This is a genomic window from Streptomyces sp. D2-8 (assembly GCF_023184515.1).
Lineage (GTDB): Bacteria > Actinomycetota > Actinomycetes > Streptomycetales > Streptomycetaceae > Streptomyces.
Map to the genome: position 1 here is coordinate 1 of NZ_JAAHBP010000014.1, position 18,445 is coordinate 18,445.

Below are 18,445 nucleotides of genomic sequence, written 5' to 3' on the forward strand. Positions count from 1 at the left end.
CGGCCGCCGCCCGCCTCCTGCGCTGCGGCCAGGGACTGCTTGCCCGCGGGCCGCACTGTCAGCACCGCGAACCGTGAGGTCATCGCGCCTTTGCTGCCCTGCCTCCAGGTCACCTCGGTGAACCGCTGCGCACCCGCCTCCACAGCGAGGACGCAGACGGCTCGCGGTGAGGTGCGGTAGCGGGCAAGGGTGGGCGGTCCGAGCCCGCCGTAAGCAGGCTGGTGCGGCTCAACATCCTCCGAGTGGGCGACTTCCTTCCCGGCCAGGGCCAGGACATAGGACAGTCCTCGCTCCTGCAGACCGAGCCGGAACGGGGTGCTGACGCCGTAGCCGGCGTCGGCGACCACGACCGGCGCCTTCAACTGCCACTGAGCGAGTGTGTCCAGCAGACCGAGCGCGAGACGCCACTTCTCCCGGTGCACCACGCCGTCGGGGACTCCTGCCCTGCGGCATCGGTCCGGCTCGTCGGTCCACTCACGCGGCAGATACAACTGCCACTCCAACGGGCACGAGGCAGTGTCGGTGGCGGCATGGACACTGACCGCGACCTGGCAGTTCGCCCGCTTGCCGACCGCTCCGCAATACTGGCGGGCCACCCCCACCGACGCCTTGCCGCACTTGGGGAACGACACATCGTCGATCACCCACACCTCAGGCGTGATCACCTCGGACAGCCGCGCGGCGATCCGCTGCCTGACCGGCAGCGGATCCCACGGCGACTGGTTCACGAACTGCTGCAGGGCCTGCATGTTCCCGTCCGGCAGACGCTCGGCCATCGGCTGGATCGACTTGCGCCGGCCATCGAGCATCAGGCCCCGCAGATAACACTCGCCCCACCGCCGCTGATCCCGCCGCGGAAACGACCCGAACACATCGGCAACGAACTCCGCCAACTCACCCCGGAGCCGCTCCACTTCCCCCAACCTCACTCCAGGAAGCTACCCACGACCAGCCGAGATCACTCAACGTAACGAAGCACTACTAGGCGGACCGCTCGGCCGCCGCCACCAGCTCGCGGCAGCGCTTGACGTCCTCGGCCATCTGCTCCAGCAGAGCGTCCAGCGTCTCGAACTTCGCCTGCCCCCGCACGAACGCCAAGAAGTCGACCCCGACATGCAGCCCGTACAGATCGAGCCCCACCCGGTCGATGGCGTAGGCCTCCACCGTGCGCTCTGTCCCCTCGAACTGGGGGTTCGTCCCCACGGAGATCGCGGCCGGCATCACTTCGCCCTGGGCGTGCAGCCAGCCGGCGTACACGCCGTCGGCCGGGACGGCCGTGTGCGGCAGCGTCTCGACGTTGGCGGTCGGGAAGCCCAGTTCGCGCCCGCGCTGGGCGCCCCGGACGACGACGCCCTCCACCCGGTGCGGACGTCCCAGGATCTCCGCCGCGCCCTCGACATCGCCCTCGGCGACCAGCCGCCGCGTCAGCGTGGAGGAGAACGGCTCGCCGCCGCCCGCCTCGCCGGTCACGTACAGGTCGACGACCTCGACCTCGAAGTCGTAGGTCTTGCCCTGCGTGGACAGGAACTCCACGTTCCCGGCGGCCTTGTGGCCGAAGCGGAAGTTGGGGCCCTCGACGACCGCCTTGGCGTGCAGCTTGTCGACCAGGACCTTGACGACGAAGTCGGCCGGGGACAGCTTCGAGAACTCGGTCGTGAAGGGCAGGATGAGCACCGCGTCCACGCCCAGGCCGGCCATGAGTTCGGCGCGGCGGTGGTGCGGGGCGAGCAGCGGCGGGTGGCTGCCGGGGCGGACGACCTCGCTGGGGTGCGGGTCGAAGGTGACGACGACGGCGGGCACGCCCAGCTCCCGGGCGCGGTCCACGGCATGCCGGATGATCAGCTGGTGCCCGCGGTGCACTCCGTCGTAGGAGCCGATGGTGACGACGCTGCGCCCCCAGTCCTGGGGGATGTCCTCCAAGCCACGCCAGCGCTGCACTGTGCCTGCTCCTTGTCGAAAGCTCGTCGAACCCGTGTCCGGTCGGTTGTTCGTAGTTGCCTCGTGCGCAGGTCTAAGGGTGCCATGCCGGGTGCCTCCTGCCCGCACCGGCATGGGGGCTGTGACAGGGGGCACGGCCCCGTACGGCGGCCCGGCGCGCGGGAGGCAGGTCACGCGGGGACGCCCGCGCCAGCCAGGTTCTCGATCATCCGGTGGGAACTGGGCCCGACCAGCGCCGCCCACTCCTCGGGCGCGTCGCTCAGCCAGGCGGCGGCGCGGACGGCGAAGCCGGGCACATGCCGGCTCAGGTCGACCAGGGCGCGGTCGAAACGGGTGGCGCCCTCCGGGGTGCGCACCAGGAGCAGTCCGATGCGGTGGACGAGGTCGCGCAGGTCGTCGCCGCCGTTCCGGGCGGCGGCGTGCAGCAGCGCGTCCAGGACGTCGGTGTCGTGCTCGCGGGCGAGGAGCGCGTCGCGCAGGTCGCGGCGCAGCGGACGCGAGGCGGGGATGCCGGGCGGGGTGAGGACGCCGGCGAGGGCACAGCGCAGCCGCACGGGGCCGTCCTCCAGCAGTCCGGTGACCAGTGGCAGGAGCACGGGCCGGGCGGTAGGGCCATGGTCGAGCCGCTGGTCGGTGTATGCGGCCACCTGCCCGGCGAGTTCCGGCCGCAGCTGCGCCGCCCGGCACACCAGGGCGGCGATCCGCCGGGCCAGACCGGGCGGGGCGGCGTCGGCGAGTGCCCGCAGCGCCTCTTCCGCGTCCGGCCGCTCCAGCCGGGCCGCGAAGGCCCCGAGGACCGGTTCGGGGTCGGTCAGGAGGGCCCCGGCCAGTGCGTCCGGCGAGAACTGCGGGTCGCCCGCCGCGAAGTACACCAGCGCCCGCGGGAGGTAGCGGGTCCGGGTGTGGGGGTCCTGGACCAGGAGGGCGAGCGCGCCGCCGTGCAGGGCGCGGTCGGCCGGGCGGGCGAGCAGGGTGAGGGCCGCGTAGCGCAGGAGGGCGCGGTCGCCTCCGGTGCTCACGTGCGGTGCGACGCGCAGGCCGTGCGCCACCGCGGCGCTGCGCCGCGCGGGCCGCTTGTCGCGTGCCCACCGGTCGACGGCCCGGCACACCGCCGACGGCTCCTCCTCGGCCAGTACGGCGAGCAGCTCGTCGGCCCGCCGGTGCGCGCGGTCGGCGAGCACGTCCGTCAGATCGTCCAGGGCACCGTGGCGGTGGGTGTGCAGCAGCGCCTGCGCGGCCGTGGCCACGGTCGCGTGCGGGGTGGCGGGCAGTGGCCGCTCGTCGTCGAACCAGCGGGCGAGCTGCGGCTGCACGGCGGTGGGGTCGGCGGCGAGGAGTCCGGCGACGGCGTCCAGGAATCGGGGCCCGGCCTCGCACGGCGGACCGTCGGCGTGGACCAGCCGCCGCAGCAGAGCGCAGCGCGCCTCCTCAGGCAGCCGTACGCCGGTCCAGAAGGCGGGCCCGACCTCCTCCGGCAGGGGTCGCTGCTGCCGCCGCCAGGCCACGATCCGGTCGGCGAGCAGCCGCAGCACCTCCGTGTACGGCGCCGCGTCGGGTACGGCCGACAGCGTCCCGGCGAGCAGCCGGGCGGCCCACCAGGACCGCGGATCGGCGTCCAGGGCGTGCACCAGGTCCGCCAGGCGGGAGGCCAGCTGACCGGCGCCGTGCTGGCGGGCCAGGCACAGCAGGCCCTGGACGACCGGCCCGATGCGGTGGTGCGGCACGGGGTCGGGCTGCGCGTCCTCACCACGGTGGACGAGGGCGTGCAGGGCCTCGTCGAGGTCGAGGTGCGTGCCCTGGAGCCAGTCGGCGAGCCCCTCGTGGGCGAAGCGGTAGCCGGGTCCGGCGGGCACGAGGAGGCCCTCGGCGAGCACGGCCGCCGCCCAGCCCGAGCAGCCGCCGAGCCGCGCCGGGGCGGGCCCCCACGGGAACACCGTCTCGAACGCCTCCCGGTCCAGGTCTCCCAGCCCCGGGCCGAGGCTGCGCCGAGCGGCCTCGTGCACCTGCCCGGCGACCCTGGCGGCCAGCCGGCGTACGGCCGTGCCGTGCAGGCCGTTGCCGGCGGCCAGCCGTGTGGCGATGCGCAGGGACATCAGGTCCAGGTAGGCGGCGAAGACGTCGTCCCGGGAGACGGGGGCGGCGAGCACGGCCGGAGTTCCGGGGGCGTCGGTGAGCTCGGCCCGGATCTCGGCGAACAGGCGGAGGGTGAGGGGGTGCCGGGCGTCGGTGCCGACGAGGGCGTTCTCCGGGATGCCGTGCCGCAGCCTGGCCTCCCGGGCCTCGTCCCCGGCGAGGTCGCCCAGCCGTACGCACGCGGGACGGTGCAGCCTGCCGGACACCTCCTCCCAGTACTCCGGCCGGCACGCCACCACCAGCCGCACTCCCGTCTCCCCGAGCCACCGCACGGTCCCGTCCGCCCAGTCGGCCAGGCGGCGGGCCGTCGCCGGTGGCATCTCCTCGGGGCCGTCCAGGACGAGCAGCAGGGGCCGGCCGAGAGAACCGGCAAGGCGGGCGAGGCGCTCGGGCGTGGTGTCCCCCAGGTCCCCCGGGCCGACCGGTACCGACGGGGAGGAGGGGAACGGGGTTCGTGCGGTGGCCACGACGGGGGCGGCCCGGGTCAGCGCCCGGCGTACCGCGTCCGCCACCGACAGGTCGTCGTCCCGCAGTTCGCAGCCGCGCAGCCACAGTGTGGGATGCCCGCTGCGGGCGCGGCGCGCGGCGAACGCCGCGAGTTCCGTCGTACGACCGCTGCCGGGCGCCCCGACGAGTCCGAGGACGGCCGCCCGGCCTGCCGCGAACGCGTCGAACTCGGCTGCCGCACCCGCCCGTTCGACCGGCTCCGGGACACCGGTCCCGCCGGGCGGGCCGTCCAGTCCCAGCGCTGTGCCGGTCAGCTCCAGCACCCCGGCGAGGTTCAGATCGGCCCCGTAGGCGGGGACCGTCGCGGCGTTCTCGGCGAGCAGTCCGGCGAGCGGGCCCGCCGCTCCGGCGACCCGCGCACACAGCGGTACGGCGAACCCGACGTCGCGGTGGCCGGAGCTGAGCGCGGTGCCGAGGACCCCCACGACGGCGCCGGTCCCGGCGTCGAGCACCGGGCCGCCGGCCGCTCCGCCACCCGGCCGCAGCGCGTCGCGCCCTGCCGTGCCGACCGCCAGCTCCAGCGCGTCGTCGAGGCGGTGGAAGCGGTCCGTGGCCGCGTACGTCACCGAGGTCGAGCCCAGCACCCGCGCCTCGCGCCAGCCGCCGGCGGCGATCCGCACATAGGCGCCGGTTCCGGCCCCGTCCCGCACGGTGACGGGCAGCGGCGGCACCCCGAGCCCCTCGGTCCGTACGAGCGCCAGGTCCAGCGCGGGCAGCGGGGTGACCGCGTCTGCGGAGACGACCCGGCGGCGTTCCCCGGCCCCGTGCAGAACGAGCCGGGGCAGACCGTCGACGGCCTCGTGGCTGGTGACCAGCGTGCCGTGGTGGTCGGCCAGGAAACCGGTGCCGCGGGGGCGGCCGGCAGGATCGTGGATACGGACGAGGGCGTCGCCCGGGACCGCCCCGTCCTCGTGCCCTGCTGTTCCGGGGAGGTCCGGGGAGTCCTGTGGGCTGTCGCCCGTCTCCCGGGACCGATTCCGCGACGCCATCGTCGAGCCTCCCCCGCCGTACACCCGTGCCCTCGTGTTCGACCGTAGGGGCGGAATGATCAGCGGGACAGATCGCTCTGCGAAAGCGCCCCCTTCCGCTCCCCCGGTTCACTCCGAGCGCCCGCACGGACGGGTGAAGGAACGGGGGCGGCTGGATAACCCTAGGGGTGGGGGAACCGAGGGGGGACCGTGGAGCGGCGGCAGTGGAGGTACCCCGTGGCCGCCGCTCCACGGGCGGACGCCTGGTCCCCCGGTTCCTCCGTCAGGCGAAGACGGCCAGGCTCTTGGCCTTGCCCCGCTGCTCCTCGACGAGCGCGAGGAAACGGCCCTCCGGATCGAAGACGGCCACCGGGCCGGAGCCCGCGTACGCGTCGGGCATCTCCAGCCGGACGCCGTTGGTGAGCAGCTTGGCCCGCCGGGCGTCGACGTCCCAGCGGGGGAACGCGGCCGTGGCGGCCTCGGCGATCGGCATCACGGTCAGCTCCTTCTGGAGCTGGTCCAGGGTGCGGGCCGCGTCCAGCTTGTAGGGGCCGACGCGGGTGCGGCGCAGGGCGGTGAGGTGACCGCCGACGCCCAGACCGGCGCCCAGGTCGCGGGCCAGGGCCCGGATGTAGGTGCCCGAGGAGCAGACGACCGAGACGACCAGGTCGAGTACGGCCGTGCCGTCGTCGGCGACGGCGTCCCGGACGTCGTACACGCCGAAGGAGGAGACCGTGACGGGCCGGGCCGGGATCTCGAACTCCTCGCCCTCCCGGGCCCGCTTGTAGGAGCGCACGCCGTTGATCTTGATGGCGCTGACCTTGGACGGCACCTGCATGATGTCGCCGGTCAGCTCGGCGATGCCGGCGTCGATGGCCTCGCGGGTGACCTTGGAGGCGTCCGTGGAAGAGGTGAGCTCCCCCTCGGCGTCGTCCGTGAGGGTGTTCTGCCCGAGCCGGATCGTGCCCAGGTACTCCTTCTCGGTCAGCGCGAGGTGGCCGAGGAGCTTGGTGGCCTTCTCGACGCCGAGGACGAGGACGCCCGTGGCCATCGGGTCGAGGGTGCCGGCGTGCCCGACGCGTCGCGTTCTGGCGATGCCGCGCATCTTGGCGACGACGTCGTGCGAAGTGAAGCCCGACGGCTTGTCGACGATGACAAGGCCGTCGGGCGTGGTGTGCTTCTGGGTCATTCGGCGCTGTCGTCCGTCTCGTCGTCCTCGGGCTTGCGGTACGGGTCCGCGTCGCCGGCGTACTTGGCGCCCGCGGACGCCTCGCGCACCTTCTCGTCGGACTCGCGCGCCTTGTCGAGGAGGTCCTCGATGGCACGGGCGTTGTCCGGGAGGGCGTCCATGACGAAGGCCAGGGTCGGCGTGAACTTCACACCGGCGGCCCGGCCGACCTCGGAGCGCAGGATGCCCTTGGCGCTCTCCAGGCCGGCGGCGGCCGCCGCGCGCTCCTCGTCGTCCCCGTACACCGTGTAGAAGACGGTCGCCTCCCTGAGGTCACCCGTGACCCGGGTGTCCGTGATGGTGACGTGCGAGCCGAGCCGCGGGTCCTTGATCCCGCGCTGCAGCTTCTGGGCCACCACCTCTCGGATGAGGTCCGCCAGCCTTTTAGCCCGCGCGTTGTCGGCCACTGGTCCGTCTCCCGTTCTTTCCTGTCCGGTTCGTTCTCGGTTCGTCAGTCGTCTTCGCCGTGGAAGCGCCGCCTGACGGACAGCAACTCCACCTCGGGGCGGCCGGCGACCAGCCGTTCGCACCGGTCGAGCACGTCGCTCAGGTGCCCCGCATCGCCGGATACCAACGCGAGGCCGAGGACGGCCCTACGGTGGAGGTCCATATGGTCCACCTCGGCCGCGCTCACCGCGTACTTGCGCTGGAGCTCGGCGACGATGGGGCGGACGACGGAGCGCTTCTCCTTCAGCGACCGTACGTCGCCGAGGAGCAGGTCGAAGGACAGAGTCCCCACGTACATGTGTGTCCGGATGACCCGCCGGTACGGGATCGATGGCCCTGCCATCCGCGTGGCAGGGACATCAGAACCGTACAACGAACGGCCGGGGCCGATCGACGGAAATTACTCTCCGTCGACCGGCCCCGGACCGGACCGTCTCGGAAGCCCGAGCGCTCAGACGCGCGGCTTCTCGCGCATCTCGTACGTCGCGATGACGTCGTCGACCTTGATGTCGTTGAAGTTGCCGAGGTTGATACCGCCCTCGAACCCTTCGCGGATCTCGGTGACGTCGTCCTTGAAGCGACGCAGACCCTCGATGTTGAGGCTCTCCGCGACCACCTTGCCGTCGCGGATGAGGCGCGCCTTGGTGTTGCGCTTGACCTCGCCGGAGCGGATGAGAACACCCGCGATGTTGCCCAGCTTGGACGACTTGAAGACCTCGCGGATCTCCGCCGTACCGAGCTCGACCTCCTCGTACTCCGGCTTGAGCATGCCCTTGAGGGCCGCCTCGATCTCCTCGATCGCCTGGTAGATGACCGAGTAGTACCGGACGTCGACACCCTCGCGCTCGGCCATCTGCTGCGCACGCCCGGCGGCGCGCACGTTGAAGCCGATGACGATGGCGTCGGAGCCCATGGCCAGGTCGATGTCGGACTCCGTGACCGCACCGACACCGCGGTGCAGGACGCGGATGTCGACCTCTTCGCCGACGTCCAGCTGGAGCAGCGAGGACTCGAGGGCCTCGACGGATCCGGAAGCGTCACCCTTGATGATCAGGTTCAGCTGCTGGACCTCGCCGGCCTTGAGCACCTTGTCCAGGTCCTCGAGCGAGACACGACGCGTGCGCTTGGCGAACGCGGCGTTGCGCTCACGGGCGGCGCGCTTCTCGGCGATCTGACGGGCCGTACGGTCCTCGTCGACCACCAGGAAGTTGTCGCCCGCACCCGGGACGTTGGTCAGGCCCAGGACCTGAACCGGCGTCGACGGACCGGCCTCGGCAACGCTGTTGCCGTTGTCGTCGTGCATCGCCCGGACTCGGCCGTACGCGTCGCCGACCACCATGGTGTCGCCGACCCGCAGCGTGCCGCGCTGGACGAGGACCGTCGACACGGCACCACGGCCGCGGTCGAGACGGGACTCGATCGAGATGCCCTGCGCGTCCTGGTTCGGGTTGGCCCGCAGGTCGAGCGAGGCGTCGGCGGTGAGGACGACGGCCTCCAGCAGGGAGTCGATGTGCAGACCCTGCTTGGCGGAGATGTCGACGAACATCGTCTCGCCGCCGTACTCCTCGGCCACCAGGCCGTACTCGGTCAGCTGACCGCGCACCTTGGTCGGGTCCGCACCCTCGACGTCGATCTTGTTGACCGCGACGACGATCGGGACCTCGGCCGCCTTGGCGTGGTTGAGCGCCTCGACCGTCTGCGGCATGACGCCGTCGTTGGCCGCGACGACCAGGATCGCGATGTCGGTCGACCTCGCACCACGGGCACGCATGGCGGTGAACGCCTCGTGACCCGGGGTGTCGATGAAGGTGATCTTGCGCTCTTCTTCGTTGACCTCGGTCGCGACCTGGTAGGCACCGATGTGCTGGGTGATGCCGCCGGCCTCGCCCGCGATGACGTTCGTCTTGCGGATGGCGTCGAGGAGCCGGGTCTTACCGTGGTCGACGTGACCCATGACGGTGACGACCGGCGGGCGGACCATCAGGTCCTCCTCGTCGCCCTCGTCCTCGCCGAACTCGATGTCGAAGGACTCGAGCAGCTCGCGGTCCTCCTCCTCGGGGCTGACGATCTGAACCGTGTAGTTCATCTCGTCGGCGAGGAGCTGCAGCGTCTCGTCGGAGACGGACTGCGTGGCCGTGACCATCTCGCCGAGGTTCATCATGACCGCGACGAGCGACGCCGGGTTGGCGTTGATCTTCTCCGCGAAGTCGGTGAGCGAGGCACCGCGCGACAGGCGAACGGTCTCGCCGTTGCCGCGAGGCAGCATCACACCGCCGACCGACGGGGCCTGCATGGCCTCGTACTCCTGACGGCGCTGCCGCTTCGACTTGCGGCCACGACGCGCCGGACCGCCGGGACGGCCGAAGGCACCCTGCGTGCCACCACGGCCACCGGGACCGCCGGGACGGCCACCGAAGCCGGGACGGCCACCGCCACCGGGACCACCGGGACGACCGGCGAAACCGCCGCCACCGCCACCGGGACCACCGGGACGACCGGCGAAACCGCCACCGCCGCCACCGGGACGACCGGCGAAGCCGCCGCCACCCGGACGACCGCCGCCGCCACCGGGACGACCGCCGCCACCGGGACCGCGGCCGCCGGGGCCACCGCCACCGGGACGCGGGCCGGCAGCGGGACGCTGCGGCATCATGCCGGGGTTGGGACGCGGACCGCCGGGACCGCCGCCGGGACGCGGACCGCCGCCCTGCGGGCGGGGCATGCCGCCCGGGGTCGGACGCGCGCCGCCCGGAGCCTGCGGACGAGGACCGCCGCCGGCACCCTGCGGACGGGGACCGCCCTGGCCCTGGCCCTGCGGACGCGGGGCGCCACCGGGCGCACCGGGGCCGCCCGGACGCGGGGCACCGCCCGGACGGGGCGCCTGCGGGCGCGCCATGCCGGTGGAGCCACCAGAGGTGAACGGGTTGTTGCCCGGACGGGGACCCGCCGGACGGGCACCGGGACGCGGGGCGCCGCCACCCTGGCGCGGAGCGCCGGGACGGTCGCCACGGTCACCACGGCCCTGGCCGCCCTGGCCGGGACCGCCCTGACGCGGAGCACCCGGACGCGGCGCCTGGCCGGCCGGACGCGGGGCGCCCGGACGCGGGCCGGAGCCCTGTCCGGAGCCCTGTCCGGGTCCGGAGCCCTGGGGCGAGGACGGCGCGGCGGGAGCCGCCGGGGGCGCCGTGAACTCGGGCGTGGTCGGAGCCGGGGACGCCGGGGCGGGCCGCGGCGCGGGCTTCGGGCCCGGGGTGGGACGGGGGCCGGGAGAGGCCGGCGCGGCGGGAGCCGCGGGCTTCTCGGCGGCGGCCGGCTTGGGGGCCGGCGGGCGCGGGGCGGCCGGACGGGCAGCCTGCGCGGGAGAGGGGGCGCCCGGCTTAGCCGGGGCAGCCTTGCGGGCAGGGGCGGACTTGCCGCCTCCGCTGCCCTGCTGGAGGGCGTCCGTCAGCTTGCGTACAACAGGCGCTTCGATCGTAGAAGACGCCGAACGGACGAATTCACCGAGTTCCTGGAGCTTGGCCATGACGACCTTGCTCTCGACACCGAACTCCTTGGCGAGTTCGTAGACCCGGACCTTAGCCACTTCGCTCCTTTGAGGTCCGGGTTGCGTCCGGACCGTCGCTAGTTCATGGGCGTACTCATCGCGTACTCATCGAGTGCTCATCGCAATCTCGACCTGCTTTCGACTCGCGAGGTACCTAGCCGCACGGGGTTCCGTACGGCACGTCTTACCGTGTTGCCTGCTCGGCAACTGTTGTCTGCTCGACGTATCGGCGCAACGCCTTTGTGTCGAGCGGTCCCGGGACGCGCAGTGCCCTCGGGAACGCCCGTCGGCGTACCGCCTGGTCGAGACAGACCGGTGCGGGGTGAACGTACGCACCCCGGCCGGGCAGCGTACCGCGTGGATCAGGAACACATGCGTCCTTGATCGCTACGATCCGCAACAGTTCGGCCTTGGCCGCTCGCTCCCGACACCCCACACAGGTGCGTTCAGGGCATGCGCGGGCGCGCGTCCGGCCAGACACCGTTAAGTCTACCTCCCCGTACGCGCCTCACCCCTTTGGGGCGGGATTCGAACAGTTGCCGCGCATGAACCTGTCGTGATCTGAACGACGCGCGGCTTGGATCTATTCCTCGGAGCTGTTCCCGGCCGGTTCCGTGTCCGGGCGGATGTCGATCCGCCAGCCGGTCAGCCGGGCCGCGAGACGGGCGTTCTGCCCTTCCTTGCCGATGGCCAGGGACAGCTGGTAGTCGGGCACGGTCACCCGGGCCGACCGGGTCGCCATGTCCACGATCTCCACCTTGGAGACCCGGGCCGGGGACAGTGCGTTCGCCACCATCTCGCCCGGCTCCTCCGACCAGTCGACGATGTCGATCTTCTCACCGTTCAGCTCGCCCATGACGTTGCGCACGCGGCCGCCCATGGGGCCGATGCAGGCGCCCTTGGCGTTCAGGCCGGAGCGGGTGGACCGTACGGCGATCTTGGTGCGGTGACCGGCCTCACGGGCGATCGCGGCGATCTCCACCGACCCGTCGGCGATCTCCGGCACCTCCAGGGCGAAGAGCTTCTTCACCAGGTTGGGGTGCGTGCGCGACAGCGTCACGGACGGGCCGCGGACGCCCTTGGCGACCCGGACGACGTAGCTGCGCAGCCGCATGCCGTGCGGGTAGGTCTCCCCCGGCACCTGCTCCTGCACCGGCAGGATGGCCTCGAGCTTGCCGATGTCGACGAGCACGTTCTTCGGGTCGCGGCCCTGCTGGACCACGCCGGTGACGATGTCGCCCTCGCGGCCGGCGTACTCGCCGAGCGTCGCGTCGTCCTCGGCGTCGCGCAGGCGCTGCAGGATGACCTGCTTGGCCGTGGTGGCGGCGATACGGCCGAAACCGGACGGGGTGTCGTCGAACTCGCGGGCCTCCTGGCCCTCCTCGAGGTCGTCGGGGTCCTCCTTCGCCCACACGGTCACATGGCCGGTCTGCCGGTTGAGCTCCACGCGCGCGTGACGGCGGCTTCCCTCGGTGCGGTGGTAGGCGATGAGGAGGGCCGACTCGATCGCCTCGACCAGCAGGTCGAAGGAGATCTCCTTCTCCCGCACCAAGCCCCGCAGGGCGCTCATGTCGATGTCCACGGCTACGCCTCCTCTTCCTTCTTGTTGTCCTTGCGGCTGAACTCGACCTGGACACGTGCCCGGACGATGTCGTCGAAGGCGAGTCTGCGTGCGGTGGCCTTGCGGCCCTTCACTCCGGGCACCTCGGTGTCGAGTCCCTCGTCGTCGACCTTCAGGATCCTGGCGACCAGCTCGCCGCCCTCGGCCAGCTGGAACTTCACCAGCCGGTCCGTGGCGCGGACGTAGTGCCGGTGCTCCGTGAGGGGGCGCTCCGCGCCCGGGGTGCCGACCTCGAGGGTGTACTCGCCCTCGCCCATCGCGTCCGTCTCGTCGAGCTTCGCCGAGAGCGCGCGGCTCACATCGGCGATCTGGTCCAGGTCGGCGCCCGTGTCCGAGTCGACGACGACGCGCAGCACACGCTTGCGTCCGACGGAGTCCAGTTCGATCTCTTCGAGATCGAGGCCCTGGGAGGTGACGAGCGGCTCCAGCAGTTCTCGCAGCCTCTCGCTCTGGGTGGTGCTCATCCGGGTGACTCCTCGGCCGCGTGTGCTGTTGTGGGTTGGGTCGCGTGTCTGGTCAAAGGGTATCCGGTCGCGGGGAGTGTTGCCGTCCACCCGGTCACGAACGGTGCCGCTGAGTGATGCCGGGCGGGGGCCCGGGTACCGTGATCACGGGCGTGCAGCCCTTGCAGTCGCTTCTGTCTCGAAACGAGCCCCCGAGGACGTCCGACGTGCCCTTCCCCTCATCGCCGCGTGCCCGCTCCGGGCCGCGCAGACGGAGTCTGCTCGCCGTCGCTCCGGCGGCCCTCGCCCTGACGGGCTGCTCCGGCGGGGACTCCGGTCGCCCGGCCGGTGACGCGTCGTCGACCGCCGACCGGGCCGCACGCGCGCGTGCGGCCCGGGACAGTGAGGGGCTGGTGGAGCGGTACGACGCGGTGATCGCCGCCCGGCCGGGGCTCGCGGGGCGGCTGCGGCCGCTGCGCGAGGAGGTCGTACGGCATGCGCAGGCGTTCGACGGTGGCCGGAAGGCATCGCCTTCGGCGTCCCCGTCCGCATCTCCTTCGGCAGCCTCTTCGGCCTCGCCCTCCCCGTCCGCGGCTGTGCCGGGGAACGACAAGGACGCCCTCGCCGGGCTCGCCGCGGCGGAGCGGGAGCTCGCCGACCGACGGACCAAGGCGCTGGGCGGGGCGCCGGGCGAGCTGGCGCGGCTGCTGGCGTCGGTCGCGGCGGCCGGGGCGGCGCACGTGTATCTGCTGACGGAGGGTGACGCGTGAGCGAGGAGAAGGACCGGGAGCTGCGGGCCCTGCAGGCGGCGCTGGCGGCCGAGCACGCGGCGGTGTACGGCTACGGCGTCGTCGGCGGGAGGATCGGCGACGGGCAGCGCACCGAGGCGATCACGGCGTACGACGCGCACCGGGCGCGCAGGGATGCGCTGGTGCGCGAGGTGAAGGATCTGGGGGGCCGGCCGGTGGCCGCGTCCGCCGGTTACGCCCTGCCCTTCCAGGTGCCGGACGCGGCGGCGGCCGTGCGGCTCGCCGCCGAGCTGGAGGACCGGGTGGCCGGGGTGTACGCCGACCTGGTGCGCGCGTCGGGCGGCGGGCGGCGGGCCCTGGCCGCCGAGGCGCTGCGGGAGGCGGCGGTGCGGGCGGTGCGCTGGCGTCGCGGCAAGAGCGTAGCCTTCCCTGGGCTCACCGAGCGGGCCGGCACGGCCCCGCCCTCGGCGGCGCCGACGGCGTGACCCGCGCAGGGCGCGCACCGCGGACAGCACGAAGGGAACGACTCGCGCATGGTTTTCGAACCGCCGAAGCGTCTGGTCAGGGCGCTCGGTGAGACGGCGCCGGACGGCGACGACTGGCTGGAGAAGCTGCCCGAGGCGGCGCAGCAGGCCGTCGCGCTACGCGAGTTGACCGTGGAGCGGGTGCAGGTGCCCGGCGGGCGCAGCAGCCTGGTCGTGCTGGTGCGGGCGGCCGACGGGACGCCCGCCGTGCTCAAGCTGGCGCCCGGCCGGGCCCGCCCGGAGGCGGAGCGGGCCGCGCTCGCGCACTGGGACGGGCGGGGTGCCGTGCAGCTGCTCGAGCCCTTCACCGCGGAGGGCGTCCTGCTGCTGGAGCGGCTGCATCCGGACGTGTCGGTGCGGTCGCTGCCGGAGGCGAAGGCGCTGCTGGAGGCGGCGGGGACGCTGCGGCGGCTGTGGGCGGAGCCGCCCGCCGACTTCCCCTTCGAGACCGTGGCCGAGCGGACCGGGCGGCAGGCCGAGGCGATGCGGGCACGGGCGCAGGCCGATCCCGAGGTGGCCCCGCTGGTCGACCTGGCGCTCGCTGCGCGCGAGGAACTGCTGGCCGCGCCCCCCGAACACCGGCTGCTGCACGGCACGTTCCGGCAGAGCAAGGTGCTCGGCGGGGAGCGGATGCCGTGGCTGGCCGTGGGGCCCGACCCGGTGGTCGGCGAGTGCGCCTTCGATCTGGCCCGGCTGGTCCGGGACCGGGTGGAGGACCTGATCGCCCAGCCGTCCGGCGCGGCCACGACCCGGCGCCGGGTGAAGCGGCTCGCCGAGTCCCTGGACGTGGACCAGGAGCGGCTGCGGGGCTGGACGCTGTTCCGGGCCGTGGAGTCGGGCGTGCGGGCGGGGCGGGTCGGGCGGCCTCGGGATGCGGAGCTGCTGCTGGAGTTCGCGGGCTGGCTGTGAGCACCCCGGGCGACCGGAGCGCTCACAGCGGCGCCGTGGACGGCCCTACGCCGTGAGGCGGGCGACGGCCTCCTCGACCGTCAGTTCCTCGCGCTCGCCGGTGCGGCGGTCCTTCAGTTCCACCACGCCGTCGGCCGCGCGCCGGCCTGCCACCAAAATCTGCGGTACGCCGATCAGCTCGGAGTCCGTGAACTTGACGCCCGGGGAGACGCCGGGGCGGTCGTCGACCAGGACGCGGACACCGGCCGCGGCCAGCTTCCCGGAGATCTCGAGGGCCAGCTCGGTCTGGAGGGCCTTGCCGGCGGCGACCACGTGGACGTCGGCCGGGGCGACCTCGGCGGGCCAGCACAGGCCCTTGTCGTCGGCGCTCTGCTCGGCGAGGGCGGCCACCGCGCGGGAGACGCCGATGCCGTAGGAGCCCATGGTGACGCGGACCGGCTTGCCGTTCTGGCCGAGGACGTCGAGCTTGAGGGCGTCGGCGTACTTGCGGCCCAGCTGGAAGATGTGGCCGATCTCGATGGCGCGGTCGAGGACGAGGCCGGTGCCGCACTTCGGGCAGGGGTCGCCCTCCTGCACGACGACGACGTCGACATAACTGTCCACCTCGAAGTCACGGCCCGCGACGACGTTCTTGGTGTGCGTGCCGGCCTTGTTGGCGCCGGTGATCCAGGCCGTGCCCGGGGCCACCCGCGGGTCGGCGATGTACGTGACCTTGTCCAGGCCCTGGGGTCCGACGTAGCCGCGGACCAGGTCGGGGCGGGCCGTGAAGTCCGTCTCGGTGACCAGCTCGACGGCGGCCGGGGCGAAGTGCGCCTCGACCTTGTCGATGTCGACCTCGCGGTCCCCGGGGACGCCGACGGCGACGATCTCGCCGCCGACCTTCACGAGGAGGTTCTTCAGCGTGGCCGAGGCCGGGACGCCGAGGGAGGCGGCGAGGGTCTCGATGGTCGGGGTGTCGGGGGTCGGGATGTCCTCGGCGGCCGGCACGTCCGTGGCGTCGACGGGCTTCAACTCGTACGTGATGGCCTCGGTGTTGGCGGCGAAGTCGCAGTTCGGGCAGTCGGCGAAGGTGTCCTCGCCGGCCTCGGCCGGGGCGAGGAACTCCTCGGACTTGGAGCCGCCCATCGCACCGGCCGTCGCGGCGCAGATGCGGTAGTCGAGGCCGAGTCGCGCGAAGATCTTCTGGTAGGCCTCGCGGTGCAGGGCGTAGGACTTCGCGAGGCCCTCGTCCTCGGTGTCGAAAGAGTAGGAGTCCTTCATCAGGAACTCGCGGCCGCGCAGGATGCCGGCGCGGGGCCGGGCCTCGTCGCGGTACTTGTTCTGGATCTGGTAGAGGATGACCGGCAGGTCCTTGTAGGAGGACGCCTGGTCCTTCACCAGGAGGGTGAAGATCTCCTCGTGGGTGGGGCCGAGGAGGTAGTCGCCGCCCTTGCGGTCCTGCAGGCGGAACAGCTCGGGGCCGTACTCCTCCCAGCGGCCGGTGGCCTCGTAGGGCTCGCGCGGCAGGATCGCGGGGAGCAGGACCTCCTGGGCGCCGACGGCGTCCATCTCCTCACGGACGATCCGCTCGACGTTGGCCAGCACCTTCTTGCCGAGGGGCAGCCAGCTCCAGATGCCGGCGGCGGTGCGGCGTACGTAGCCGGCGCGGACGAGGAGCTTGTGGCTGAGGACCTCGGCGTCCGCCGGGTCGTCGCGCAACGTCTTCGCCAACAACTGGGACATGCGCTGGACCGGTGCGTTCGCCATGGTTCCTCTGCTCCTGCTGCTGGGGGTCCCCCGCTCGAGCGGAGCCGAGAGTGGGGGAAGGTGATGGCAGGAGGTTATCCGGGGGGTGCGCGGCGGTGGAAATCGGTTATCCGCGGCGCAGGGGCAGGGTGGCGCCCATCACGGCGTACGGCTTCGGCGCGCTGGGGAAGAGCACCTGCCGGGCGAGGTCCTGGTAGCCGAGGGAGCGGTAGAGGGCGCGGGCCGGGCTGTCGGTGTCGATCGCGGAGAGGATCGAGCGGGGTTCGGCGGCGCCGTCGGTGATCGTGGTGATCAGGGAGCGTCCGAGGCCGCGGTTCTGGTACGCGGGGTGGACGTGCAGTTCGGTGATCACGAAGGAGTCGTCGAGCCAGTGGTCGTGGCGCTGGGCGCGGAGGTAGGGCTCCACGACGGTGGACCACCAGTGGGTGCGGTCGTTGGGCATGCCGTAGACGAACCCGACCAGGTTGCCGTCGGCCGTGGCGCCGAGGGCGCGGGCGCCCGGGTAGGTCATGTGGCGCAGGACGATCTGGCGGCGTACGGCGACTTCGTCGGGGCCGAGGCCGAAGGCAACGGCTTGGATGGCCAGGGCCTCATCCACGTGGGCGGAGAGGTCGAGTGGGCCGATCACCAGGTCCATGGCGGGGAGCCTACAGGGGGGTTCCCGTTCCTTGCCGGGTGCGGGACGGATGTGGCTGAGCGCGCCGACGCGGCGGAGCCGCATATCGGATACAGCCTCGCGCCCCTTTGGGGCGCCTTCAGAACAGCACGCTCATGAAGGCGCCGACTTCCTGGAAGCCCACGCGTCGATAGGCCCTGCGCGCCGCCGTGTTGAAGTCGTTGACGTAGAGGCTGGCGACCGGGGCCACATCCGCCAGGGCGTAGCGCAGGACGGCCGCCATGCCGGGAGCCGCCAGGCCGGTACCCCGGTACTCGGGGGCCACCCACACGCCCTGGATCTGGCAGGCGCGGTCCGTCGCGGCGCCGATCTCGGCCTTGAAGACGACCTTGCCGTCCGCGTCGAAGCGGGCGAAGGCGCGGCCGGAGCCGACGAGTTCGGCGACGCGGGCCTGGTAGAGCAGGCCGCCGTCGCCGGCCAGCGGGGAGACGCCGACCTCCTCGGTGAACATCGCCACACACGCCGGCATGATCGTTTCCATCTCGTCCTTGCGGACGCGGCGGACGTAGGGGTCCGGGGTGACGTCGGCCGGGAGGTGGTCGGCGACCATGAGCGGCTGGTGGCGGCGGACCTCTCGGGCCGGGCCCCACTGGGGTTCCAGCAGGCGCCACAGGTCGGAGGTGGCGCCGGAGGGGCCGACGATGGAGGAGCAGCGGCGGCCGGCCCGGCGTGCGCGGTCGGCGAAGGCGCGCACAGCGCGCGGACCGGCGCAGATCGGGACCAGGTTGGCGCCGGCGTAGCAGAGGGACGTGAGTATCCCGTCCTCGTACCAGCCCCACATCTCGCCGCCGAGCCGCCACGGGTCGAGTCCGGCGATCCGCACGCGGGACGTCACGAAGGCGTTCGCGACCGGCTCGCGGTCGAGGACGGCGAGCGCGGCGTCCAGGTCGCTCGGTTCGAGGACCCGTGAGGTCGTCTGGGTCAACACGTGCGGGGGGCCTCACACACTGGGGGCGGCTGGTCCCCGCACTATAGCTGCGCTGCTCGGGCGGGCGCCTCGGAGCTCGGGGTC

16 protein-coding genes are annotated in these 18,445 nt (G+C 73.0%); 3 read left to right on the plus strand and 13 right to left on the minus strand.

The features are described from left to right. The 10 genes from G3I77_RS24005 to rimP all read right to left on the minus strand — a co-directional run. A partial coding sequence (locus G3I77_RS24005) for an IS701 family transposase (RefSeq protein ID WP_248507022.1) occupies positions 1 to 929 on the minus strand: 929 nt, incomplete at its 3' end. Between the two features lie 52 nt (positions 930 to 981). Beyond that, positions 982 to 1,938, minus strand: a complete 957-nt coding sequence (locus G3I77_RS24010) for a bifunctional riboflavin kinase/FAD synthetase (RefSeq protein WP_248507025.1) — start codon at positions 1,936 to 1,938, stop codon at positions 982 to 984. 170 nt (positions 1,939 to 2,108) lie between these two features. Further along, positions 2,109 to 5,567, minus strand: coding sequence for a serine protease (locus tag G3I77_RS24015; RefSeq protein ID WP_248507028.1), 3,459 nt, complete (start codon positions 5,565 to 5,567; stop codon positions 2,109 to 2,111). Between the two features lie 262 nt (positions 5,568 to 5,829). Beyond that, on the minus strand, positions 5,830 to 6,735 hold the full coding sequence (gene truB / locus G3I77_RS24020) for a tRNA pseudouridine(55) synthase TruB (protein WP_248507031.1): 906 nt from the start codon (positions 6,733 to 6,735) through the stop codon (positions 5,830 to 5,832). After that, positions 6,732 to 7,181 (minus strand): 30S ribosome-binding factor RbfA, encoded by a 450-nt coding sequence (gene rbfA, locus G3I77_RS24025; protein ID WP_248507033.1) that lies wholly within the window; start codon positions 7,179 to 7,181, stop codon positions 6,732 to 6,734. The genes truB and rbfA overlap by 4 nt, the downstream gene beginning before the upstream one ends. 44 nt (positions 7,182 to 7,225) lie before the next feature. Continuing rightward, positions 7,226 to 7,519, minus strand: coding sequence for a DUF503 domain-containing protein (locus G3I77_RS24030; protein WP_248507035.1), 294 nt, complete (start codon positions 7,517 to 7,519; stop codon positions 7,226 to 7,228). A gap of 153 nt (positions 7,520 to 7,672) precedes the next feature. Continuing rightward, positions 7,673 to 10,804 carry a translation initiation factor IF-2 gene (gene infB / locus G3I77_RS40915; RefSeq protein ID WP_248507038.1) on the minus strand — a complete coding sequence of 1,044 codons (3,132 nt, stop codon included), beginning with the start codon at positions 10,802 to 10,804 and terminating at the stop codon, positions 7,673 to 7,675. Positions 10,805 to 10,949: 145 nt separating this feature from the next. Beyond that, complete coding sequence (locus G3I77_RS24040) at positions 10,950 to 11,246, minus strand: YlxR family protein (protein ID WP_248507041.1); 297 nt, start codon at positions 11,244 to 11,246, stop codon at positions 10,950 to 10,952. Positions 11,247 to 11,348: 102 nt separating this feature from the next. After that, the gene (gene nusA, locus G3I77_RS24045) at positions 11,349 to 12,347 is read right to left on the minus strand and encodes a transcription termination factor NusA (RefSeq protein ID WP_248507044.1); all 999 of its coding nucleotides are present in this window, start codon (positions 12,345 to 12,347) and stop codon (positions 11,349 to 11,351) included. Positions 12,348 to 12,349: 2 nt separating this feature from the next. Then, positions 12,350 to 12,850: a ribosome maturation factor RimP gene (gene rimP / locus G3I77_RS24050; protein WP_248507047.1), complete on the minus strand. Its 501-nt coding sequence runs from the start codon at positions 12,848 to 12,850 to the stop codon at positions 12,350 to 12,352. Positions 12,851 to 13,056: 206 nt separating this feature from the next. Here rimP and G3I77_RS24055 point away from each other — a divergent pair, with 206 nt between their 5' ends. Genes G3I77_RS24055 through G3I77_RS24065 form a run of 3 tightly spaced genes read left to right on the plus strand, consistent with a single transcriptional unit; the run spans position 13,057 to position 15,011 of the window. Further along, on the plus strand, positions 13,057 to 13,599 hold the full coding sequence (locus G3I77_RS24055) for a hypothetical protein (protein WP_248507049.1): 543 nt from the start codon (positions 13,057 to 13,059) through the stop codon (positions 13,597 to 13,599). Beyond that, positions 13,596 to 14,063 (plus strand): ferritin-like domain-containing protein, encoded by a 468-nt coding sequence (locus G3I77_RS24060; protein WP_248507050.1) that lies wholly within the window; start codon positions 13,596 to 13,598, stop codon positions 14,061 to 14,063. The genes G3I77_RS24055 and G3I77_RS24060 overlap by 4 nt, the downstream gene beginning before the upstream one ends. Positions 14,064 to 14,111: 48 nt before the next feature. Then, positions 14,112 to 15,011 carry an aminoglycoside phosphotransferase family protein gene (locus G3I77_RS24065; protein ID WP_248507053.1) on the plus strand — a complete coding sequence of 300 codons (900 nt, stop codon included), beginning with the start codon at positions 14,112 to 14,114 and terminating at the stop codon, positions 15,009 to 15,011. Between the two features lie 45 nt (positions 15,012 to 15,056). Here the strand turns inward: G3I77_RS24065 and G3I77_RS24070 are convergent, their stop codons facing one another. The 3 genes from G3I77_RS24070 to G3I77_RS24080 form a co-directional block, all read right to left on the minus strand. Next, complete coding sequence (locus tag G3I77_RS24070) at positions 15,057 to 16,757, minus strand: proline--tRNA ligase (protein ID WP_248507056.1); 1,701 nt, start codon at positions 16,755 to 16,757, stop codon at positions 15,057 to 15,059. A gap of 106 nt (positions 16,758 to 16,863) precedes the next feature. Next, positions 16,864 to 17,394 carry a GNAT family N-acetyltransferase gene (locus tag G3I77_RS24075; RefSeq protein ID WP_248507059.1) on the minus strand — a complete coding sequence of 177 codons (531 nt, stop codon included), beginning with the start codon at positions 17,392 to 17,394 and terminating at the stop codon, positions 16,864 to 16,866. Between the two features lie 118 nt (positions 17,395 to 17,512). Further along, the gene (locus tag G3I77_RS24080; RefSeq protein WP_248507063.1) at positions 17,513 to 18,361 is read right to left on the minus strand and encodes a GNAT family N-acetyltransferase; all 849 of its coding nucleotides are present in this window, start codon (positions 18,359 to 18,361) and stop codon (positions 17,513 to 17,515) included. Positions 18,362 to 18,445 lie beyond the last annotated feature (84 nt).